The organism is Enterococcus sp. RIT-PI-f, from assembly GCF_001297065.1.
GTDB lineage: Bacteria > Bacillota > Bacilli > Lactobacillales > Enterococcaceae > Enterococcus_D.
In genome coordinates this window covers 44,030-64,344 of record NZ_LHOX01000012.1, presented here as the reverse complement: position 1 = coordinate 64,344, position 20,315 = coordinate 44,030, and the positions used below count along the sequence as shown (strand labels likewise).

The 20,315-nt window shown below is 42.7% G+C and carries 24 protein-coding genes and 1 other RNA gene; 20 read left to right on the top strand and 5 right to left on the bottom strand.

Features of this window, described 5'->3' with window-relative positions; all coding sequences use genetic code 11:
* Nucleotides 1-15 precede the first annotated feature (15 nt).
* The 14 genes from rpsP (at nt 16) to AEQ18_RS05520 (ending at nt 8,323) form a co-directional block, all read left to right on the top strand.
* Nucleotides 16-291 carry a 30S ribosomal protein S16 gene (gene rpsP, locus AEQ18_RS05585; RefSeq protein ID WP_054115388.1) on the top strand — a complete coding sequence of 92 codons (276 nt, stop codon included), beginning with the start codon at nt 16-18 and terminating at the stop codon, nt 289-291.
* An 11-nt stretch (nt 292-302) separates the two neighbouring features.
* Entirely contained in the window at nt 303-548 is a 246-nt protein-coding gene (locus AEQ18_RS05580; protein WP_054115387.1) for a KH domain-containing protein, read from the top strand.
* Between the two features lie 115 nt (nt 549-663).
* Nucleotides 664-927 (top strand): hypothetical protein, encoded by a 264-nt coding sequence (locus AEQ18_RS05575; RefSeq protein WP_054115386.1) that lies wholly within the window; start codon nt 664-666, stop codon nt 925-927.
* A gap of 79 nt (nt 928-1,006) precedes the next feature.
* Nucleotides 1,007-1,825 carry a hypothetical protein gene (locus tag AEQ18_RS05570; protein WP_054115385.1) on the top strand — a complete coding sequence of 273 codons (819 nt, stop codon included), beginning with the start codon at nt 1,007-1,009 and terminating at the stop codon, nt 1,823-1,825.
* A 180-nt stretch (nt 1,826-2,005) separates the two neighbouring features.
* Nucleotides 2,006-2,527: a ribosome maturation factor RimM gene (gene rimM / locus AEQ18_RS05565; protein ID WP_054115384.1), complete on the top strand. Its 522-nt coding sequence runs from the start codon at nt 2,006-2,008 to the stop codon at nt 2,525-2,527.
* Nucleotides 2,517-3,251, top strand: a complete 735-nt coding sequence (gene trmD / locus AEQ18_RS05560) for a tRNA (guanosine(37)-N1)-methyltransferase TrmD (RefSeq protein WP_152911891.1) — start codon at nt 2,517-2,519, stop codon at nt 3,249-3,251. Before rimM ends, trmD begins: the two co-directional genes overlap by 11 nt.
* A 154-nt stretch (nt 3,252-3,405) precedes the next feature.
* The gene (gene rplS / locus AEQ18_RS05555; protein WP_054115382.1) at nt 3,406-3,753 is read left to right on the top strand and encodes a 50S ribosomal protein L19; all 348 of its coding nucleotides are present in this window, start codon (nt 3,406-3,408) and stop codon (nt 3,751-3,753) included.
* A gap of 248 nt (nt 3,754-4,001) precedes the next feature.
* Nucleotides 4,002-4,559, top strand: coding sequence for a sugar O-acetyltransferase (locus tag AEQ18_RS05550; protein ID WP_054115381.1), 558 nt, complete (start codon nt 4,002-4,004; stop codon nt 4,557-4,559).
* An 89-nt stretch (nt 4,560-4,648) separates the two neighbouring features.
* Complete coding sequence (locus AEQ18_RS05545) at nt 4,649-5,053, top strand: glyoxalase (protein ID WP_054115380.1); 405 nt, start codon at nt 4,649-4,651, stop codon at nt 5,051-5,053.
* Nucleotides 5,054-5,194: 141 nt separating this feature from the next.
* A complete protein-coding gene (locus AEQ18_RS05540; RefSeq protein ID WP_054115379.1) occupies nt 5,195-5,629 on the top strand; it encodes an Rrf2 family transcriptional regulator in 435 nt (144 codons plus the stop codon).
* A 143-nt stretch (nt 5,630-5,772) separates the two neighbouring features.
* Complete coding sequence (locus tag AEQ18_RS05535; RefSeq protein ID WP_054115378.1) at nt 5,773-6,411, top strand: NAD(P)H-binding protein; 639 nt, start codon at nt 5,773-5,775, stop codon at nt 6,409-6,411.
* Between the two features lie 100 nt (nt 6,412-6,511).
* Nucleotides 6,512-6,973 (top strand): GAF domain-containing protein, encoded by a 462-nt coding sequence (locus tag AEQ18_RS05530; protein WP_054115377.1) that lies wholly within the window; start codon nt 6,512-6,514, stop codon nt 6,971-6,973.
* A 150-nt stretch (nt 6,974-7,123) separates the two neighbouring features.
* Nucleotides 7,124-7,351 (top strand): hypothetical protein, encoded by a 228-nt coding sequence (locus tag AEQ18_RS05525; RefSeq protein WP_054115376.1) that lies wholly within the window; start codon nt 7,124-7,126, stop codon nt 7,349-7,351.
* 207 nt (nt 7,352-7,558) lie between these two features.
* Nucleotides 7,559-8,323 carry a hypothetical protein gene (locus AEQ18_RS05520; RefSeq protein ID WP_054115375.1) on the top strand — a complete coding sequence of 255 codons (765 nt, stop codon included), beginning with the start codon at nt 7,559-7,561 and terminating at the stop codon, nt 8,321-8,323.
* Between the two features lie 70 nt (nt 8,324-8,393).
* Here AEQ18_RS05520 and AEQ18_RS05515 read toward each other — a convergent pair whose 3' ends face one another.
* Nucleotides 8,394-8,714, bottom strand: a complete 321-nt coding sequence (locus AEQ18_RS05515; RefSeq protein WP_054115374.1) for an antibiotic biosynthesis monooxygenase family protein — start codon at nt 8,712-8,714, stop codon at nt 8,394-8,396.
* A gap of 563 nt (nt 8,715-9,277) precedes the next feature.
* On the opposite strand from AEQ18_RS05515, the gene AEQ18_RS05510 reads away from it, so the two are divergent.
* The 4 genes from AEQ18_RS05510 to AEQ18_RS05495 all read left to right on the top strand — a co-directional run bounded on the left by AEQ18_RS05510 (nt 9,278) and on the right by AEQ18_RS05495 (nt 13,869).
* Nucleotides 9,278-10,936 (top strand): peptide ABC transporter substrate-binding protein, encoded by a 1,659-nt coding sequence (locus AEQ18_RS05510; protein ID WP_054115373.1) that lies wholly within the window; start codon nt 9,278-9,280, stop codon nt 10,934-10,936.
* A 102-nt stretch (nt 10,937-11,038) separates the two neighbouring features.
* A complete protein-coding gene (locus AEQ18_RS05505) occupies nt 11,039-12,112 on the top strand; it encodes a dipeptide epimerase (protein WP_054115372.1) in 1,074 nt (357 codons plus the stop codon).
* Nucleotides 12,113-12,118: 6 nt separating this feature from the next.
* Nucleotides 12,119-13,000, top strand: coding sequence for a C40 family peptidase (locus AEQ18_RS05500; protein ID WP_054115371.1), 882 nt, complete (start codon nt 12,119-12,121; stop codon nt 12,998-13,000).
* Nucleotides 13,001-13,062: 62 nt separating this feature from the next.
* On the top strand, nt 13,063-13,869 hold the full coding sequence (locus AEQ18_RS05495) for a serine hydrolase (protein ID WP_054115370.1): 807 nt from the start codon (nt 13,063-13,065) through the stop codon (nt 13,867-13,869).
* A gap of 54 nt (nt 13,870-13,923) precedes the next feature.
* Here AEQ18_RS05495 and AEQ18_RS05490 read toward each other — a convergent pair whose 3' ends face one another.
* On the bottom strand, nt 13,924-14,625 hold the full coding sequence (locus AEQ18_RS05490) for a GntR family transcriptional regulator (RefSeq protein ID WP_054115369.1): 702 nt from the start codon (nt 14,623-14,625) through the stop codon (nt 13,924-13,926).
* A 171-nt stretch (nt 14,626-14,796) separates the two neighbouring features.
* Between AEQ18_RS05490 and AEQ18_RS05485 the strand changes: the two genes are divergently transcribed.
* Together AEQ18_RS05485 and AEQ18_RS05480 are read left to right on the top strand one after the other, a co-directional pair.
* A complete protein-coding gene (locus tag AEQ18_RS05485; RefSeq protein WP_054115368.1) occupies nt 14,797-16,101 on the top strand; it encodes a PTS sugar transporter subunit IIC in 1,305 nt (434 codons plus the stop codon).
* Between the two features lie 18 nt (nt 16,102-16,119).
* A complete protein-coding gene (locus AEQ18_RS05480; RefSeq protein ID WP_054115367.1) occupies nt 16,120-17,532 on the top strand; it encodes a glycoside hydrolase family 1 protein in 1,413 nt (470 codons plus the stop codon).
* A 40-nt stretch (nt 17,533-17,572) separates the two neighbouring features.
* On the opposite strand, the gene AEQ18_RS05475 is transcribed toward AEQ18_RS05480, so the two are convergent.
* From AEQ18_RS05475 to AEQ18_RS05465, 3 genes are all read right to left on the bottom strand, one after another.
* Nucleotides 17,573-18,673: a mandelate racemase/muconate lactonizing enzyme family protein gene (locus AEQ18_RS05475; protein WP_054115366.1), complete on the bottom strand. Its 1,101-nt coding sequence runs from the start codon at nt 18,671-18,673 to the stop codon at nt 17,573-17,575.
* 387 nt (nt 18,674-19,060) lie between these two features.
* Nucleotides 19,061-19,424: a transfer-messenger RNA gene (ssrA, locus tag AEQ18_RS15365) on the bottom strand.
* A gap of 61 nt (nt 19,425-19,485) precedes the next feature.
* The gene (locus tag AEQ18_RS05465; RefSeq protein ID WP_054115364.1) at nt 19,486-20,256 is read right to left on the bottom strand and encodes a Cof-type HAD-IIB family hydrolase; all 771 of its coding nucleotides are present in this window, start codon (nt 20,254-20,256) and stop codon (nt 19,486-19,488) included.
* Between the last annotated feature and the right edge of the window lie 59 nt (nt 20,257-20,315).

Sequence of the window (20,315 nt, the reverse complement as noted above, 5' to 3'; positions counted from 1 at the left end):
ATGGAGGTGTAAATAATGGCAGTTAAAATTCGTTTAAAACGTATGGGTTCTAAAAAGAAACCTTTTTACCGTATTGTCGTAGCAGATTCACGTTCTCCTCGTGATGGACGTTTCATCGAAACAGTAGGTACTTACAATCCTTTACAAGATCCAGCTCTAGTAACGATCAAAGAAGATTTAGTTCTAGATTGGTTGTCTAAAGGCGCACAACCTTCTGATACAGTTCGTAATATCCTTTCTAAAGAAGGCGTTATGAAAAAACATCACGAAGCAAAATACGCAAAGAAATAAGGTGACCTCGGATGAAAGATTTGCAAGAATTAGTCTTAATGATCGTTTCACCATTGGTTACCAAGCCTGATGAGATTCAACTTGATGTGGTCGAATCAGATGATTTCTTAGAGTATAATCTTACCGTAGCACCTGAAGATATCGGGCGCATCATCGGCAAACAAGGTCGTGTCGCGAAAGCGATACGGACGATCGTTTACGGTGTGCGCACCAATGGACCCAAAAAAGTTCGTTTGAATATCATTGATGGCAAATAAGTAAGAAACGAAAGCATTCTTTTTTAAGGAATGCTTTTTTTGTATGATCTCATTCTCGAGATGTATGACAAAAGGTCTGTTTTTTGCGATAATATGCGAGAGGGAGGTGGAGCAAATGTCACAAATCATTGCATGGATCGTGGTATTGCTGATCGTGGTCTTTATTTATAAAGTCGGTTCATTTTTATGGCGGACATTAGGTATTTTATTGTTGCTCTTTCTGCTATGGGTCTATCGCGAGGAAATTATGACGCAGCTAAACCAATGGACACAAAACTTTCGCTGGGGTGATCTATCCACGCTAGGCGATCAACTTGTCCAATGGCTCAAAGACATCGGATCAACGATCCAACGCTGGATCAGTAATCTTTCATTTTAATGAGAAAAATGACAAACAGTGTACATTGTTTGTCATTTTTTTTTGGCAGGCGTATGCTTAAGTGAAGGGGGAATTTATTGTGAAAAAAGAAGTTGGCTTATTGATGACCTTATTGACTGTTGGCGTTTTGGCAGCTTGCAGCAGTGGCGATACAGATGAAACCCAGACAAGTACATCAACCAGTGAACAAATAAGTACCCAAACGAGTGAAAGTATGACAACTGACAGCACGAGCACTGAGATGTCGTCAGTGTCATCCGATATGGATAGTGACAGCGGAGAAGACACTGCGACAGGTGAGGCCAGTGTATTTGATCAATTGGCAAAAAACTTTCCGAACATCACTTTGCCTGCCAAAGTACCAGTTGGTGAAGATAAAATCGTCAATGCAGCCACGGATGGCGATGAAAATGATTTGTCGATCCTTTACTATGGATTGGATACGCAACTAGCAGTCAACGATACGACATTGAATAATGAAACGGCGATTGCGGGATATAAGACAAAAGTCTATGACGCAACAGAGGATGCTGCTGCAGCGGTCAATGTCACAGCAGATGAAGGTGGACAAGCAGTCGATTTGGGGCATGGCATCACCGGACATAGCCAAGGGGCAGCTGGATCCACATACCTGAGCTGGCAAGAAGGCAATTGGTCGTTGACCGTGCGCGCAGTAAACCAAGACCAGCAAGATCCGACAGGTCAAGCCAAAGAAGTCGTTGCCTATCTAGAAGAACATATGCTGCCTGTGCCAGATGTGGGTCAAATCACAATCGATATGGGACAAGATGATTATTTGGCCACGACTGTTGTGTGGCAAGAAGACGATCGGGTCTATACTGTTGAACATCAAGAGGCCATTTCGGCACTAGAGATGGCTGTATCGATGAATCAATAATCATCACTAGTATCTCTGAGTAGAAATAGGGGATTCGACGCGCCTCTCTTCGATAATCGATTCATCGAAGAGAGGCGCGTTTTGTCCATCAAACGAAAAGGAGCGACGGGTTTTACAGGTAGAATTCAGACATTGCCTGTGCTAAAATAGGATAGAAATCAGAAGAAATGAGGAACGAACGTGACCGAATATTTAAATGTAGGCAAGATCGTCAATACCCATGGTATTCGTGGAGAAGTGCGGGTGATCTCCCAAACCGACTTTCCGGAACAACGCTACCGCAAAGGCAAGCAGTTGACCTTGTTTCGTGAAAATCAGCCAGCGTTGGACTTGACCGTTTCGGGTCACCGCAAACATAAAAACTTTGATTTGCTGACCTTTGAAGGCTATCCGAACATCAATGATGTTGAACCATTCCGTAACGGTATCCTAAAAGTATCCAAAGAAGATTTGGCGCAGCTAGAAGAAAATGAATTTTATTACCATGATATTATTGGTTTGACCGTTTTAGAAAACGATCAAGTGATCGGCAAAGTCAAAGAAATTTTGTCACCAGGTGCCAATGATGTCTGGGTCATCCAACGCAAAGGAAAGAAAGATGCGTTGATCCCATACATTGAATCGGTCGTCAAAGCAATCGACCTTGCCAATGGAGAAGTTCAAGTGGAGATTCCAGAAGGGTTGTTGGATGATGCGGATTGATGTGTTGACGTTGTTTCCACGCATGTTCGATGGGCCGCTAGGTGAATCGATCATAGGCAAAGCCCGTGAAAAAGAATTGTTAGAAATCAATGTCTCAAATTTCCGCGATTTCTCGGACAACAAGCATCAAACCGTTGATGACTATCCTTATGGCGGTGGTGCGGGGATGTTGTTGAAAGTCCAACCGGTTTATGACAACTTGAAAGCCATTGAAGCACAGGCACCAGATGTCAAAAAGCGGATCATTTTATTAGACCCCGCAGGGAAACCCTTCAATCAAAAAATGGCCGAGGAGTTTTCTGCAGAACAGCATTTGGTTTTTATTTGCGGTCATTATGAAGGGTATGATGAACGGATCCGCAGTTTGGTGACAGATGAAGTTTCTTTAGGGGATTATGTGCTGACAGGTGGTGAGCTAGGGGCGATGGTGATGATCGATGCCACAGTTCGTTTGTTGCCAGAAGTACTGGGCAACAATGTGTCTGCCCAAACAGATTCTCACTCGACTGGTTTATTAGAACATCCGCAATATACCCGTCCGGCTGTCTTTGAAGGGATGGAAGTGCCAGCTGTCTTGATGAATGGCAACCATAAGCTGATCGAAGCGTGGCAATTAAAAGAATCTTTGCGTCGCACCTATCTGCGTCGGCCCGATATGTTGGCTGAGTATCCCTTGACACCTGAAATGGCGCAGCTGCTTGAGGAGATCAAAGCTGAAGATTGATCCATCGGAGTAATTTATATCTGACAAGAAAATCTTCTTTACAGTAGAGTATATTCTATGGTAAGATATTTCAGTGAGTGTAAACTCAACTATTACGATGTTCCGCTGGAGCTGATGGCTTTATGAATGTTTGGGAATAAGGAGAATGATAAAGATGAATCCATTGATTCAAGAACTAACTCAAGAACAATTACGTAGTGATATCCCAGCTTTCCGCCCTGGTGACACTGTTCGCGTCCATGCGAAAGTTGTCGAAGGTACACGGGAACGTATCCAGTTATTCGAAGGTGTTGTGATCAAACGCCGCGGTGCTGGAATCAGCGAAACATATACAGTACGTAAAGTATCAAATGGTGTCGGTGTTGAACGTACCTTCCCATTGCACACACCTCGTGTTGCACAAATCGAAGTTGTTCGTTACGGTAAAGTGCGTCGTGCAAAATTGTACTACTTGCGTGCATTACACGGAAAAGCAGCGCGTATCAAAGAAATTCGTCGTTAATCATTTATTATCAGATGAAGCAAAAGCCCTTGGTTTCAAGGGCTTTTTTCTTTTGTCGACTAATACATTGATTGACATATTTGTCTAAAAGCGGTTTCTCTTAGCAACAAACATGATAAAATGGTCTTGTACATAAAATAGATTGAGGTGCACACCTGCTTTTTTGCAAGTGATGTCTCGCATGTAGTCGAGCACAGTATTTAGTTTATTGTACAGTAAATCATCAGTTAGAATGTAAGGGGTGTCAAATGAACTTAGAAGAAATCAAACAACGCATGCACAATGGTTCAATCTATTATGAAAATTCGGAGATTGGCAAAGAACAAAAGAAATACAACGAATTGCTTTATGATTTTAACCAAATCAGACCCTCCGATGAGCCAGCTAAACAAAAGATCTTAGCTCAATTATTAGGTGCATTAGGAGAAAATGTCTATATCGAAGCACCATTACGGGCGAACTGGGGAGCCAATACGTATATCGGCAACAATGTCTACGCCAATTTCAATTTGACATTAGTCGATGATACCCGCATCGAGATCGGCAATGATGTGATGATCGGACCCAATGTGACGATTGCCGCAGGCACCCATCCATTGGATCCAGCATTACGTTTGAAGAAAGCGCAGTATAATTTGCCTGTCACGATTGAGGACAATGTCTGGCTAGGGGCAGGGAGTATTGTCTTGCCTGGTGTGACCATCGGCAAAAATACAGTCATCGGTGCCGGCAGTATCGTCACCAAAGATATCCCTGCCAATTGCGTGGCAGTAGGTTCACCTTGTGTAGTGACGAAACATCTCTGAACAATGCGTGTGCATTGATAGGGGAGAAGACAAGAACTGGTGTATAATGAAACCGCACACACTAAATGGTGCAGAGAGGACGATTAAATATGCAGCAAAAAATGGTCTTTGTCAATTTACCAGTTACTGATGTCAAACGTGCTACGGCTTTTTATGAAGCGCTAGGGTTTGTAAAAAATGATGAATTCTCCAACGAAACCAGTAGTGGAATGATGTGGAACGATTCGATTTGGGTCATGCTTTTGTCACATGACTTTTATCGTCGCTTTTTAAATGGCAGAGAGATTGCCGATACGCAAAAAACCAGTGGGGCATTGACGGCTTTTAGCTTTGATACGCCAGAAGGAGCAAAGCACTTTGCTGAAACAGCCAAGGCCAACGGCGGGGATTATTTTCAAGTAGACATGGGGATACCAGAAGATGTGATGGTCGGGTATGAGATCATTGATTTAGATGGCAATCAACTAGAGTCAGCCTGGATGAAAGGGTATTAAAGATTCTTTGACAGAACCGTAAATATGATTGATCTATGCAGATAGAAGAAGGGGAATGACGCAAGGCACGCAAAACGTCATCCCCCTTTGTCATATTGGGCAAAAAGAGGTATGATATCAAGATAGAAAAGGAGTGAGAGGATGAAATATTCAACCAAATATAGCGATGCCATCCATATCCTTGCTTATATCCATTTGTTCAAAGGAACTGATCTGTCAAGTGACCGTATTGCCCAAAGTGTCGAAACCAACCCAGCGTATGTTCGACGGATCATGAGTGATCTTAGGATGGCAGGATTGATCGATAGCCAGCGAGGAAAACCAAACCCAACTTTGACCAAGGCGCCAACTGATATTTCGTTGCTTGATATTTATGATAGTGTCGAAAAGGATCATCATTTATTACACGCGGATAAAAAAACCAATCCCAATTGCCTGATTGGCGGTAATATCCAAACCGTGCTTGAGCATACATACGCCTCATTGCAACAAAAAATAGAAGCTGAGATGGCGGCGATTTCGTTGCAATCGATCATCGAAGGCATTCAGACACAATCTATGAACAGCATAAAGTGATGGCATAAGGATTCTTTTTCGTGAAGGCTTTACTGGAAAGTCAAATGATTGACAGCAAGTAAGGATTCTTCTATACTTTAGTTGTAATTAATTTAGTAACAACTATGTAGAGAAGACATGAAAATGAAGAGAGGATGAATCATATGAAAATCGGAATTATTGGCGCTACGGGCAATGCAGGGGCTGCTATTTTTAAAGAAGGACAACAAAGAGGTTATGAAGTAGTAGCCATTGTCAGAAATGCGGCCAAAGCCAAAGCGCAGTTAGGTGAAAATAGTCTGATCATTGAAAAAGATGCGTTTTCTTTAGCGCAATCAGATCTGCAGGATTTTGATGTGATCATTGATGCATTTGCAACGAGTCCTGATCAAGCATATTTGCATGTTGATCTGGCAACGAAATTAGTGGCATTTTTCCGCGAGCAAAAAACCAGACTCTTTTTTATTTTAGGCGCGGGCAGTTTGCTAAACGAACAAGGTGAGCGCAATATCAACGATTTGAAAAAAGCACCTGGCAGTGAAAGCTGGATCGCCATTCCAGAAAATCAGCTAGATGAGTATCTGTTTTTACAAACGGTCAAAAATGTTGATTGGGTAGGTATTTCCCCAGGGAACTTATTCCAAACAGGGGAAGCTGTACCGGCAATTTCAGGAAAAGATCACTTGTTGTTCAACGACCAAAAACAATCAGTCACTTCCAGCGGTACGTTAGCCAAAGCAATTCTTGACGAGATCGAAACACCACAACAGCACAATACACGATTTACAGTCATTGATGCCTAATAAATGGCCCAATCTTCTCAACGCATTTTGTTGAGAAGATTGGTTTTTTTACAAGACAAATCACTGCGGAATGCTTATAATCAAGAACAGAGGTGATCAAATGGATAAAAAAATCGAGATGTATGAATTAATGTTGCTTCAATTGAAGGGGCTTTTGGAGGCAGAGAGCAATTGGATCGCAAACTTAGCCAATTCTGCTGCTTTATTAAATGAAACCTTAATAGACACTGTTTTTGCGGGCTATTATTTATTTGATGAAGGTGAACTGATCTTAGGTCCATTCCAAGGACGTGTGTCATGTACACGCATCAAGTTAGGGAAAGGCGTTTGTGGTGAAGCCGCTGAAAAGAATCAAACGATGATCGTAGCGAATGTCAAAGAGCACGAAAATTATATCTCCTGCGATTCAGCAGCGATGTCAGAAATCGTTGTTCCTATGAAGGTTGGCGATCAGTTACTAGGGGTACTAGATTTAGATAGCAGCCAAATTGGTAGTTATGATGCGATCGATCAAACATATTTAGAGGCATTTGCCCAATTGTTGATTGAAAGCAAGAAATAAAGATTATATTGTTTGTAAAAGCGCTATCCATTGATGGAAGTGCTTTTTTTTATTTTATATGTATATTTGAAGGGATATTGCTTTATTAAATTAGAATTCAATGATATTATGATAATATCATTAGAAAAATGAAATTTTAAGGAGAAAAACATGAACGCAGAAACAGTTGTTTTAGGAAAAGCTTATGAGTGCCAGCCAGTGGGGATCAAACGCCGTATTGTTGGAGAAGTCATTAGTAAAATGGAAAAATGTGTGGTCCTAAATGTGATTCGTTATGACGGGATCGATTATGAGGACATTGAGGAACGATGTGGACGTGTCGTTGCGAAATATGATGAAATCTACGGACCAGCATTAGTTGATTGCTTCTTTAGCTAATTGTTTCTATAGTTGATTGAACATAGGCATTGTGCAAACAGGAACCAATGCTTGTCTACAGAAACATATTCAGGAACAAACAGATGATCGGTAAATGATCATCTGTTTTTTTTAAGCAATCATCTCGCAGTGATTTTGTCTGTAATGGTATAATGCCCTTAGAATACTAGATGATACTAGAGAAAACAGTAGGGAGGCAAATAAAAGATGAAGATAGAAACGATAGACGTTGATCAGCAGCATTTATTGCTTAGGTTACCTGATGAAGCGGGGCAAGTGGAGATCATTGATCAGCCAACATCGATCCAAAAGAACAGTGTCTTGTTTTTGTTAGCAAACAATCAGATCGTGGATGTGCTAGATGACCATCAATATGATGCCAAAAAAACACCAGCACGTTTGCTTATTTTAACACCCAATTGGGACATCATGGCCGCGTATTTGGCACAGTATTACCGGCAAAAATATCAGATCTCACAAGGGGAAGATACCGTGATCCCGAGTGAACAAGTCAAGCATGTAGAAGCCTGTGCGGCCATATTTGATCCATTACTGGATTGGTTAGGATATCGTCCAATAGGCGCGGCTGTGGCTGAGGAGAAAAAAGCAAAATCAGGCAAACCCCAACATAAATGGACAAAACTATTGACTGAACATCCGTTTTATGTGGACTATCAAGGAAGTAAAGCCACCGTGTATTGGCAAAAGAGGAATCAGGTACGCATCGAAAAAGGGGCGATCCTGAGTCAGCAGATGCCGTTGAATAAAGACGGTTCAATCGGCTATTCCGCACGACTATCCGAAAAAATCCGGCAGGATAATCAAGCCGCGATCACTGATTATCAAACAACAGAAGATGTTATATTGAAAAGTGTCAATGAGATGGGGATGTTCCTCTATTATGGCGGTACCAATGGCTGGCTGGTTTTGGTAGATGATGAAGGTAAAACGTTGAATGAGTGGACGGTCTAGAAATCTGCTTGCGGGCTAACAATAAAAAAAGATGACTCCTGTACGTAATTTAGGCGTCATCTTTTTGCTTTTACTCTGTGATCAGGGAAAATTCTTGGCTTGTTTTTGAGAGAACGATGCTTGGTTTTTCTTGCCCTTCTTTTTCGGCGCGATGGGCATCTCGGTGTTTTTGCAAATGCTCTGGTCGTTTTAACCACGCTTGGAAATGTTTTTTCTCTTGCCATTTAGACACGAGTTGGAAAGTCACGCTTTTTTTTGTTTCAGCCAACCAAGCTTCAGTGGCTAGACAGCCTTCAAATTCTTTCATAGATGCAACATCTTTGGCTATTTTCTTGTAGAAGATGTCTTTTCCTTCTGGACGCACGTCAAAAGCGACTGTTCGAATATACATTGCGGGTTCCTCCTTTATAAAAAAAATCGCTGTATGTTGAATGATTATATGCGAGAATGAGAATCATTGTCAATGGAAAAATCGATATATGATTGGACAAACATGACTTAACCGTTTGTTTCAATGTTGCGTTTTTCTTTAAAGAATAAAAAAAAGCACGTATAGTAGTTATACGTACGCACAATACCGAAGAGTACTTGAGAAAATGGATACTTGGGGAAGTCTTTCGTTTTCTCGTGCAGTGTACTCTTCGTTTGTTCAGTGTACCATTCTCTTTTCGAAATAGATACGTTTTTTTTACTTCTTCGAAGAAATATTTTTGACCGTTTCATTGGCCGATTTATTTTATTTTAGGCAAAAAAATACACTGATAGCTTGTCAATGATCACGGATCTTTTAGTATAAAGAATGGCCTTTTGGGGATTATCTCTTACCTCACATTTGGATGTAAACACTTTCTTTTTTGCGGCGATCCTATTGACAGGCATTCAATGAAAGGGGTACACTTTTTTTAACACGCAGAATTGTTTGAATTGTCTGAATGTTAGAGGGGGATGAAACAGATGGGGAAAAGAGCAAAAGGGACCGTTTTGGTATTAATGAGTAGTCTTGTTTTAGCTGCTTGTCAAAATGGTTCAGATGACAATGACCAATCAGCTTCAAGTACGACAGATGTAGATCAGGAGATCACCGTGCAATTCTCAGCAGAAATGGGTAGCGCAGATATTTCTTTAGCCACAGATTCTTATAGTTTTATTACCTTGAACAATGCGTATGAGGGACTTTATCGTCTAGATGAAAACAATGAGCCCATCATTGCAGGTGCCAGTGAAGAGGCTGCAGTCAGTGAAGATGGCTTAACGTATACAGTCAACTTGCGAGAAGATGCCAAGTGGTCAAATGGTGACCCAGTGACGGCCGCAGATTATGTTTTTAGTTGGCAACGAACTGTCGATCCTGCGACAGGTTCCAATTATGCGTATATGCTAGAACCAGTCAAAAACGCTGCAGCGGTCGCAGATGGTTCAATGGACAAGACGGAATTGGGGATCGAGGCCGAGGGAGACTACACAGTGAAAATCACATTGGACAAACCAACGCCCTATTTTCTTTCCTTGTTGGCCTTTCCAACTTTCTTCCCGCAGAATGAAACCGCGGTTACTTCTTTTGGTGATCAATACGCTTTGACTAGTGAAGATGCCGTGTATAATGGCCCCTTCATGTTAACAGAATACGATGGTCCAGGAACCGATATCCAATGGTCATTAACCAAGAATGACACTTATTGGGATGCGGACAATGTTCAATTAACGAAAGTCAACTTTGATGTCGTCAAAGATTCTTCAACAGCCTTTAATTTATATGAGAGTGGGCAAGCGGATGATATCACTTTGAGTGGCGAGTTGGCGATGCAAAATGTCAATCATGATGATTATATCGTTCAGCCAAGTGCGACGACCCAATATTTAGAAATGAATCAGGCTAGTGAAGATTCGCCTTTTAGAAATGAAAATCTGCGACAAGCGATTTCTTATAGTATCGATCGGCAACAGCTTGTAGAAAATATTTTGGGCAATGGCTCGATTGCAGCTGTTGGATTTGTGCCTTCTGATCTGGCGTTCAACCCAGATACCAAAGCTGATTTTATTGAAGATGCACAAACAACCTTGGATTTTGATGAAGAACAAGCCAAAGAATATTGGGAAAAAGCGAAGTCTGAGTTAGGCGTTGATCAACTTTCATTCGAGCTGTTGACATCAGATACTGACCAGTCCAAAAAGCTTGCCGAGTATATTCAAGGAACGCTGCAACAGACCTTGGATGGCTTGACCGTTGAAGTGACGAACGTGCCTTTTTCCGTTCGTTTAGATCGATCCAACAGCGGAGATTTTGACATGGTGATGAACAATTGGATTGGCGATTATGCGGACCCAATCAACTTCCTGGAGCTTTTCAAAAAAGACAGTTCCTATAACCGTGGCAAATGGTTGAATGATGCGTATGATACGCTGATTGAACAAGCTTCAAATGAACATGCCAATGATCCTGCTGCCCGTTGGCAAGATATGGTAGATGCTGAAAAAATACTCAATGAAGCATTAGGTGTGATTCCGTTGTTCCAAAGTGCGGAAGCCCACCTACGTTCGCCGAACATTCAGGGTTTGGTGATCCATAGTGTCGGTGCAGCCTATGACTATAAACATGTATCTGTGACAGAATAAAAAACGATCATACAGAGGGCTTTACTCATTCAGACAGCGTGGCTTCTTTGACTGAGTGAAGCGCCTCTTTGCTTTATCGTTTATGTGATGAAGGAGAATGAAATGATTATTGACAAGATTGAGATCAAAAAAGTACCGATTAAGCTAAATGCGCCATTTAAGACGGCGTTAAGAGAAGTGCAAGTGTTAGACGTCATTCGCGTACTGATTTTCTTTACCAATGGCCTCGTTGGTATCGGTGAGGCAGCCCCAACCAAGGTCATCACTGGGGATACTGAGGCGCGGATCATAGCGGATGTTTCTAAGCGATTTGCTCCGTTTCTGATTGGGAAAAAAGTCGAGGCCTCTTTAGCGGTTTTAGATGAAATGAATCAGTTGGTCGAAGGGCATAGTAGTGCCAAGGCGGCAATTGATATCGCATTGCATGACGCTTTGGCTAAAGCGGCCAATGTACCGCTGTATCGTTATTTAGGCGGCACAAAACAATCACTGGAAACCGATTTTACGATCAGTATTGGTTCACCTGAAACCATGTGTCGTGAAGCGCAAGAGAAAGTAAGCAAAGGCTTTACATCCTTGAAGATCAAATTAGGATTGGGCACGATCGAAGAAGAAGTGAAGAAAATCAAGCAAATCAATCAGCATCTGAAAGGACAAATTCCGTTTCGGATCGATGCCAATCAAGGCTGGACCAAAGAAGAAGCAGTCCAAATTTTACAGGAATGGCAAGGCATCCCCATCGACTTTGTAGAGCAGCCTGTAAAAGCGGCTGATTTTGCTGGACTGAAATACGTGACAGAACGCAGTGCTATCCCAATTATGGCAGATGAAAGTGTCTTTTCTTATCAAGATGCCAAACAGTTGATCGAAGAACAATGCTGTAACGCACTCAATATCAAATTAATGAAGACGGGCGGGATACGGGAAGGACGCAAAATCTTTGCATTGGCTCAAGCACATCAAATGCCCGTCATGGTAGGATCGATGATCGAAGGTTATGCTGGGATGGCGGCAGCGGCACATTTTGCCTTGGGGATGTCCGACGTCCGTTATATTGATCTAGATGTTCCTTTCATGTGGGACGCAACTGGTATTTCGATTGCCCAGCAAGGCGTGTTGCTGCAACCCGGACGTGTGGTTGTGACTGAAGCGTTTGGGTTAGGAATAGAAAGGTAGATCGCGATGAAAAAAATAGTTCAAGCAAGTAGCTCATTCTTATGGAAAGCACCAAAAAACAATGCAGTTTTGGACATAATCAACCGCTACCCAATCAATCTGCTGCATACATTTTTAACGGCTGCTGATACAATGCGACTGTATCAAGAAGATCTTGTCGACTCGGAGGTATTGTATGGGACGGTCGTAGACGTCTTGTCGGAAGCTGATGGTTGGGCAGAAGTGATCGTTTTGGATCAAGCAAGCAACAAACATCCCCTAGGTTACCCAGGTTATTTGCCTAGCGATACCTTAACGGAGCTAACGGCATCAGCAGATAGGTCACAGCAACAGGTAGGGATCACTGCCAAAGAGGGATTGCTGCGTTTTGAAACGTTTCATGGGCAGCAGCTATTGTCCTTTGGTACCACGTTGCCTTTGGTCAAGGAAACGGCTGAGGATTATCAAGTGGCTGCGCCGCATGGTCTAGGCAGCATCAATAAGACCTTTGCAACACGCATTGAAGAAGCCGTAGATACACCGCAACGAATGATTGCCTTAGCAGCGCAGTTTATCAATCAACCCTATGTCTGGGCAGGCATCAGTGGCAGTGGCTTCGACTGTTCCGGTTTGATGTACAGCCTGCATCGTTTACAGGGAATCAATATTCCTAGAGATACGATTGAACAGGCGCAACAAGGCCGTATTGTGTCCTACCAAGAAGCGTTGCCAGGAGATTTGCTTTTGTTTGCCTATCAATCAGGTCAAGGAGAAGTCCATCATGTAGGCATGTATTTGGGAGAGGACCAAATGATCCATTCAAGGACACCTGGCTCTCGGGTAATGAAAACAACGATCAGCGGTTCGGTGTATGAGGCGGAATTGGCAGTAGTTGCCCGTTATTGGTGATAGGACATGTAGTTAGTGTTGCCGATAGACGCAGAAAAAATCGTGGGGAGTGGGGTGTTTTGATGGATAAGAGCCAACATGTTGTGGCAGAAATGGATCGCCTGCTGTCGCGTTATCAGGCTTCTTTGCAGATGGGGCTTTGGGTTGGTACGGAAACAGACTGTCTGTATGCATATCACAGTCAGCAACGCTTTCCCGCGGCCAGCATCATCAAATTGGCGGTGTATCGTTATTACTTGCAGCAGGTGCAACAGCATCAGTTCTGCCTCGATCAAGCAGTGGAGATCGCGACGCAGCAGTTTGTCGCTGGGGCAGGGATATTGACGCATTTACCGGAAAGAAAGAAGTGGCAGCTCAAGGAATTATTGCGGCTGATGTTGGTAGTATCAGACAATACAGCAACCAATGTCTTGATCGATTTTGTCGGATTATCCGTGATTCAAGCGTCATTGACAAGTCCTGACATATGTCTTGCGCGCTATATGATGAAACCTGAACAAAACAAGGAAAATCAAGTGACTGCGGCAGCTAGTGCCAGACTGCTGAGAGAGTGTTTGGCGTTGGAATCCATCCTGCAGATCTCCCCATCCTTTTTGGCTAAACAACAATTTCAAGAAGGGTTGCCAGGGCTCTTAGCTGAAGCAGATCTTCCTGGTTTGCAGATCTATAATAAAACCGGCCGTTTGCATCTGATCGAGCATGATGTGGCTTGTTTTGAATTGCATCAGCAAAGGATCTATCTGGCGGGGCTTTCCTACGATAAAAAAGGGACTGGTCAAGGGATCATGTGGTTAAGAGAAGTGGGTCAAATCGTTTATGATTATCTGCTAAGCGATTCTCCCCCAGTTCAAGTCGATGCAAAAAGATAGACACGGACATGCTGTTTTGCGCCCAGAGGGGGAAACAGCAGTCTGTGTCTTTTTTTAGGTATTGATCACGATAAAATCACCCATGTCATAGCGATGGCGGGACTGTGAAAATTCAAAGGGGGTGCCATTGCCGAGGTAGACGGTTTGCTCCACTTCTAAAATGGGATCGGTCGCAGCGCAAGCCAAATATTGCTGATCGTAAGTATCAGCATGATCCGCTTTGATCCGGCGAATGGAGGTACCAATTGTATGATGCAAATGATTGGTAATATAGCCATAAACTGAAGAAGACAACACAGATGTGGTAATGCCGGGAATGATGTGCAGCGGCATGATCGTATATTCCAATACAACAGGAATATCATCGAACAGTCTTAGCCGAACAATATCATAGATTTGTTGATCGGCAGTGATTTTTAATTTTTCTTGTTCTTTTTCATCAGGATAGATCACGTCGAAAGAAATGATTTTACTCGTGATTTTACCCGTTTCACCTAGACGTTTGGTCAAGCCGCGATTGATTTTTGCATTGTAGTCGAAAGTAGAATAACTATCACTGATAAAGGTACCAATACCTTTTTTGGCGTAAATAATGCCTTCCATCTGCAACATGGTCAAAGCTTTCTGGATCGTCACACGACTTGTTTGATAGTGGCTAGCAAGTTCACTTTGTTTAGGCAGTTTATGTTCTTTTTGATAGAATCCATGATTGATTTTGCTGCGGATATCGGCAGCAATGTCTTGGTAGTTTGCCAATGTGTTCACCTCATCCTCATGATAGAGGATAACTGTCCATATGTAAACGTTGAGATTTACATACCCCTGCCGGACACGCCGTATGCGGTTTACATTACAGGATAAATGGATTACATTTGTGATGTAATCGTTTACTGAATGAATCAAACGGCATTATTTAGGAGGGGTAATATGCAAGGTAGTTTGGATAAATTAGCGAATGTGTTAGGAAAGTTTGCAACAAAAATCAATAGTTTAAGATATATCATGGTGATCAAAAATGCGTTTGCTGCACTGATTCCAGTGATTATCACTGGTGCGTTCGGCACATTATTTTCAGCGATGGTCTTCGATGCTGAAAATGGGTTGGCACAAATCGAAGCATTGCGTTTTTTGGAAAATTTGAAACCGATTTCTTCCGCTGTCAGTTATGTGACATTGAGTTTCTTGACGATCTATGCGGTGTTCCTGATTGGGATCGAGTTGGCAAAACTCAATCAAATTTCTGGTGTGTTTCCAGGGATCATTGCGGTGATGTCGTATCTATCTGTGAATCCAATGGTTTACGAGTTTTTACATGAAGACGCGACTGTGATTGCAGAAAATGTGCTTGCCAAACAGTACACAGATACGAAAGGGTTATTTTTGGGGATGTTTGTCGCCATTCTGTCGATTGAATTATATGCTTGGCTAGGAAGGCAAAAAAGTTTGCAGATCAAAATGCCCGACAGCGTACCGGTAAACGTATCGGCAAGTTTTTCGGCATTGTTCCCAACGATCTTCACTGTGACGATCATTGCAACCGCTGGTTTTGCAATCAAATCAGTCACTGGTATGTATGCCTATGACATCATTTACAATGTTGTCCAACGACCTTTAGAAGGTGTTGTTCAAGGCTTGCCTGGTATCTTGTTATTGATGTTTATTGCGCAGGTGTTCTGGGTGATTGGTATCCATGGCAATCAAATGGTCAAACCCATCAGAGAACCATTATTGCTGGCAGCGATTGCCGTCAATACGGAAGCCTTTGAAGCGGGAAAAGAAGTGCCCAACATCATAACCATGCCTTTTTGGGATATGTATATGAGTATGGGTGGATCTGGTGTCACGATTGGGTTATTGATTGCTATATTGATCGTTGGCAAACGTGAGGATATGCGTCAAATCACGAAGCTGTCATTGGCACCGGGGATTTTTAACATCAATGAACCAGTGATTTTCGGTATGCCGATCATGCTGAATCCAATTTTGGCCATTCCATTTATACTTACCCCATTGGTTACTGGGACGATTGGCTACATCGCAACATCTTTAGGTTTTGCAGCCAAAGCTGTGGTGATGGTGCCATGGCCAATGCCACCGATCGTCAATGCTTACTTGGCGACGGCTGGGGATGTTGGGGCAGTGATTACACAAATCATTTGTATTGTCGTCGCGATTCTGATTTACTTGCCATTTGTCATTGTATCGAATCGCACAACAAACGAAGTTGCATAGAAGGAGTTTAAAAAGTTTATGAAGATACCAAAAGAGTTTATTTTAGGGGCAGCATCATCTGCCTGGCAAACGGAAGGCTGGCAGGGGAAAAAAGCAGGACAAGATTCCTTTTTGGACCGCTGGTATAAAGAAGAACGTTTTGTTTGGCACAATGGGTATGGCCCTGCGGTCGCTACTAATTTTATGGAACAATTTCCTGAAGATATCGCATTGATGAAAGATATCCATTTGACGCATTACCGCACGTCAATCAATTGGGCGCGCTTTTTTACAGATTATGAAAATCTGGTGGTTGATGAGGCCTATGCGGCACACATCGATCAAGTGATCGATCAATTGATTGCAGCTGGCGTTGAACCGATGTTGTGTTTGGAACATTATGAAGTTCCTGCTTATTTAATGGACAAGTATGATGGCTGGAGTTCGCGGAAAGTGGTGGACTTGTATACTGGATATGCGAAAATCGCCTTTGAACGATATGGAGATCGTGTCAAACACTGGTTCACATTCAATGAGCCAATCGTGGTTCAGACCCGGTGCTATTTGGATGCGATTCGCTGGCCCCATGAACAAAACACGAAAAAATGGATGTTGTGGAATTACCATAAAGCTTTAGCAACTGCGCAAGCGGTAGCTATGTATCACCAAAATGATTATCCAGGACGTATCGGTTGTGTGCTGAATCCAGAAATGGTCTATGCGCGTTCTTCTTCAGCAGCAGATCAAAAAGCCAAAGATATGTATGACTTATTCTTTAACCGGGTCTTTTTCGATCCAATGGTCAAAGGAGAATACGCAGCAGAATTGATCGAACTTTGCCAAAAATACGGGATTTATTTCGATCCAACAGCAGCAGACTTGGAAACGATCAAAAACAATACAGTAGATTTTCTGGGGATCAATCAATATTATCCGAAACGGGTAAAAGCGCCACGTTATCAGTGGCATGAGGAAACACCTTTTCATCCGGAAATGTTCTATGAAACCTTTGATTTGCCAGGAAAACGCATGAACAATTCTCGCGGTTGGGAAATATATCCGCAAGTGATGCTGGATATGGCGAACTACCTGACTGAAAATTATGGGGACATCCCGTGGCTGATCACTGAAAATGGGATGGGGCGTGAGGCAGAAGAACGCTACATGGACGAAAATGGGCAAGTGCAAGATGATTACAGGATTGCCTTTATCGGCGAACATCTTTACTGGTTATTGAAAGCAGTGGAGGCAGGCGCAAACTGCGAAGGCTATATGTTGTGGGCCTTTACCGATTGCGTATCACCAATGAATGCCTTCAAGAACCGGTATGGGCTGGTACGGATCGAGTTGAACGATCAGCGAACCCGCTCGCTAAAAAAATCAGCAGGCTGGTATCGTTCATTGATCGATGAACGGATATTGGACTTTGAGGAAGAACCGTTGATCAAATAGAAAAAGCAGAGCATCCAAAAAAAGGATGTTCTGCTTTTTTTCAATAAGATTGCTGATGAGGGGCTAGCTTCTCCCAGTCGAAGACAACGCCTGTACCAGGGGTTTCTGGTGCAACGGCCATGCCATCTGAGCGATCAATGATTAGTGGACGTGTGGTATATTGGTCAATGGGAAAGCTGTGCATTTCAAGATAACCAGCATTTGGCATAGCTGCCAATAAACTGACATGCAATTCTTGCATCCCGTGGGTTGATACGGATAGGTTGTTGACTTGTGCCAATGCGGCAACTTTTAACCAACCAGTGATACCACCACAATTTGATGCATCAGGTTGGGGGAAATCAACGGCGCCATACTTGATCATATGGGCAAATTCAATCGGTGTACGCAAATTTTCACCGCCAGCTACCGCAATTTGACCTTCGCGCGCGATGCGGCCATAGCCCTCATAATCTTCAGGGATGGTCGGTTCTTCTAAAAAGAGAATATCGTAAGGCGCCATCAACTTCGCGGCCTTGATGGCTTTCTCAACAGACCAGCTCATATTGGCATCTACCATAAAGGTGATATCTGGGCCAATCAATTCTCGAACTGCTTTGATTCGTTCAATATCTTCTGCTAAGGTTTTTTGACCGAGTTTGATTTTGACAGCCTGCAATCCCATATCTAAGTATTTTTGGTTATTGGCTAAGAGTTTCTCTAGCGGGAAGTTCAGATCGATTGCACCGCCATAGCATTTGACTTTATTGCTGCTGCCGCCTAACAATTTGTACAACGGCTCTTGTGCTTTTTGCCCCCGCAGATCCCATAAGGCGATATCGCAAGCGGCAATGGCAAAACTCGCCAATCCGCCCCGCGCCACATAGTGGATCCCCCAATTCATTTGATCCCACAATGCTTCGACACATGCAGGATCCTTGCCTATTAAAATATGCTTGAGTTCTTTATCGATCAACTTGGCGATCGATTCACCGCCAAAACCACCTGTATACGTGTAGCCAACGCCTTCGCGGCCATCATCCGTCCGGATTTTGACGATGGGCACTTCAAAATGGGTATGTAACCCATGCTTGGCATCTTCCATGATCTCAGGCAGTGGAATCCGATAATACAAGGTTTCGAGTTCTATAATTGTAGCCATAATTTTCCTCCTTATTTATTGTTAACGTGTGCATTTTAAATGTTAACGTTTGCATTTATATAATAGCATGATGGTTTCGGTTTTACAAGGTGCATCTTTTTGAAACAGATTCTCTGTCAAAACGATGTGAGCAAAGTGGAAATGAACGTGTTCTGGAGAAGGTATTAACTCATAGTAATGGGTTTCGAAAGCATATGTCCTTTTATTGTTAGCTGGGATTTCTTTTGGCATGCGATTATTCCTATACTTTGACTACCAAATTGACTACCAAACAGGTAAAACCACGACAAACAAAAAAACTAACCAATAAAATAAAAAGCGATAAAACCTTTGATTTACAAGGGTTTTACCACTTAAGAAAAACTAGAAAATCTTTACGATTTTGCTATATGGAGATGGCGGGAGTCGAACCCGCGTCCAAACACATTGCTACCTAAAAATCTACGCTCATAGTCCACTCATTTGAAGGTTCGCGTTACAGCTTGCCGAGTGACAGGCAGTCTGTATTGCTAGTCTGATGATCTCTGTTTGACCTTCCAGACGGAAAGATCAACCGTATCCCACTTAGAATAGGACCCTTACTCGAGCACATGGGCGATGCCGAGAGGATCTACGCTAACTGTTTTTAGGCAGCTAAAGCGTAAGAGTTTTCGTTTTTAGCAGTTATATTTAACTGTAACGTTTTAACGTAGACGTAACCTACGAAGCGCAATTCAGGCTCAACTATGCCTGTCGAATCCGTAACATCCCCCTGAAATAGGGGTATCGCTACCAATCATTAGTATAGCATAAATTGGCAGCGATGCAAAGAATCAAATCAAGTTAAAGTGCTGCAAGGCATGAACGATCCCGCCTTCGGTGTTCTTCAGGGTCACGAAGTCCGCTAATTCTTTCAACTCCTGGATGCCATTGCCCATTGCAATTTTATGGTCACAGGCTTCTAATAACGCAAAGTCGTTGCTGCCATCGCCAAATCCGTACGTAGGGACATTTTCTAAGCCTAATAATTCGACTAATCTTTTGATCCCAGTACCTTTAGACGTGCCTTTTTTAACGACATCAATAGAAAAAGGCGTATTGCGATAAAAAGTCAATTCTGGGAAACGTTGGTGATAATAATCATCATTGCCCACACCCAAAACCAAAACCATGTTCACTCTGTCCTGCTCAAAATAGAAGGGATCGATCTCTGGTAAAGGACTGCGGACATAGTTATACGCGCCAATCATTTCCTCAGTGTAGCCTGTAGCCCGATAGCCGCGTTCGTTGTAATAGCACAATTCATCGCCGTTTTCTTTGGCTGCTTCATACATCTTGCGGCAAAGATCGTCAGACAAAGTATCAGAAAAAACCTCTTTCCCATCGATACGGATGAAGGCGCCGTTCATCACAATATTTGAAGTGATCCCAGCTGCTTCTCTGATGGCATGTACTTCAGGTTCAGTTCGGCCGGTTGCGATGATCGGTAATACATCATTTTTCCGCAGTGCGGCCATCGCTTCTGCAATTTCACTAGTGATTTGCGAATGTTCATTTAAGAGGGTGCCATCTAAGTCAAAAAAAGTCAGTGCTTTATAAGTCATATTTGCTGCTCCTAATCTGCAATTTCATAGTCTACTCACAATCTTACCAAAGATTGAAA

What these genes read in the sequence shown, in the direction of transcription:
- AEQ18_RS05540 (WP_054115379.1), top strand. Translation starts at nt 5,195, where the DNA reads ATGAAATATTCAACCAAATATAGCGATGCCATCCATATCCTTGCTTAT.
- AEQ18_RS05535 (WP_054115378.1), top strand. Translation starts at nt 5,773, where the DNA reads ATGAAAATCGGAATTATTGGCGCTACGGGCAATGCAGGGGCTGCTATT.
- AEQ18_RS05520 (WP_054115375.1), top strand. Translation starts at nt 7,559, where the DNA reads ATGAAGATAGAAACGATAGACGTTGATCAGCAGCATTTATTGCTTAGG.
- AEQ18_RS05545 (WP_054115380.1), top strand. Translation starts at nt 4,649, where the DNA reads ATGCAGCAAAAAATGGTCTTTGTCAATTTACCAGTTACTGATGTCAAA.
- AEQ18_RS05515 (WP_054115374.1), bottom strand. Translation starts at nt 8,714, where the DNA reads ATGTATATTCGAACAGTCGCTTTTGACGTGCGTCCAGAAGGAAAAGAC.
- AEQ18_RS05525 (WP_054115376.1), top strand. Translation starts at nt 7,124, where the DNA reads ATGAACGCAGAAACAGTTGTTTTAGGAAAAGCTTATGAGTGCCAGCCA.
- rpsP (WP_054115388.1), top strand. Translation starts at nt 16, where the DNA reads ATGGCAGTTAAAATTCGTTTAAAACGTATGGGTTCTAAAAAGAAACCT.
- rplS (WP_054115382.1), top strand. Translation starts at nt 3,406, where the DNA reads ATGAATCCATTGATTCAAGAACTAACTCAAGAACAATTACGTAGTGAT.
- AEQ18_RS05485 (WP_054115368.1), top strand. Translation starts at nt 14,797, where the DNA reads ATGCAAGGTAGTTTGGATAAATTAGCGAATGTGTTAGGAAAGTTTGCA.
- AEQ18_RS05530 (WP_054115377.1), top strand. Translation starts at nt 6,512, where the DNA reads ATGGATAAAAAAATCGAGATGTATGAATTAATGTTGCTTCAATTGAAG.
- AEQ18_RS05465 (WP_054115364.1), bottom strand. Translation starts at nt 20,256, where the DNA reads ATGACTTATAAAGCACTGACTTTTTTTGACTTAGATGGCACCCTCTTA.
- AEQ18_RS05575 (WP_054115386.1), top strand. Translation starts at nt 664, where the DNA reads ATGTCACAAATCATTGCATGGATCGTGGTATTGCTGATCGTGGTCTTT.
- AEQ18_RS05495 (WP_054115370.1), top strand. Translation starts at nt 13,063, where the DNA reads ATGGATAAGAGCCAACATGTTGTGGCAGAAATGGATCGCCTGCTGTCG.
- AEQ18_RS05475 (WP_054115366.1), bottom strand. Translation starts at nt 18,673, where the DNA reads ATGGCTACAATTATAGAACTCGAAACCTTGTATTATCGGATTCCACTG.
- AEQ18_RS05505 (WP_054115372.1), top strand. Translation starts at nt 11,039, where the DNA reads ATGATTATTGACAAGATTGAGATCAAAAAAGTACCGATTAAGCTAAAT.
- AEQ18_RS05500 (WP_054115371.1), top strand. Translation starts at nt 12,119, where the DNA reads ATGAAAAAAATAGTTCAAGCAAGTAGCTCATTCTTATGGAAAGCACCA.
- trmD (WP_152911891.1), top strand. Translation starts at nt 2,517, where the DNA reads ATGCGGATTGATGTGTTGACGTTGTTTCCACGCATGTTCGATGGGCCG.
- AEQ18_RS05480 (WP_054115367.1), top strand. Translation starts at nt 16,120, where the DNA reads ATGAAGATACCAAAAGAGTTTATTTTAGGGGCAGCATCATCTGCCTGG.
- AEQ18_RS05510 (WP_054115373.1), top strand. Translation starts at nt 9,278, where the DNA reads ATGGGGAAAAGAGCAAAAGGGACCGTTTTGGTATTAATGAGTAGTCTT.
- AEQ18_RS05580 (WP_054115387.1), top strand. Translation starts at nt 303, where the DNA reads ATGAAAGATTTGCAAGAATTAGTCTTAATGATCGTTTCACCATTGGTT.
- AEQ18_RS05550 (WP_054115381.1), top strand. Translation starts at nt 4,002, where the DNA reads ATGAACTTAGAAGAAATCAAACAACGCATGCACAATGGTTCAATCTAT.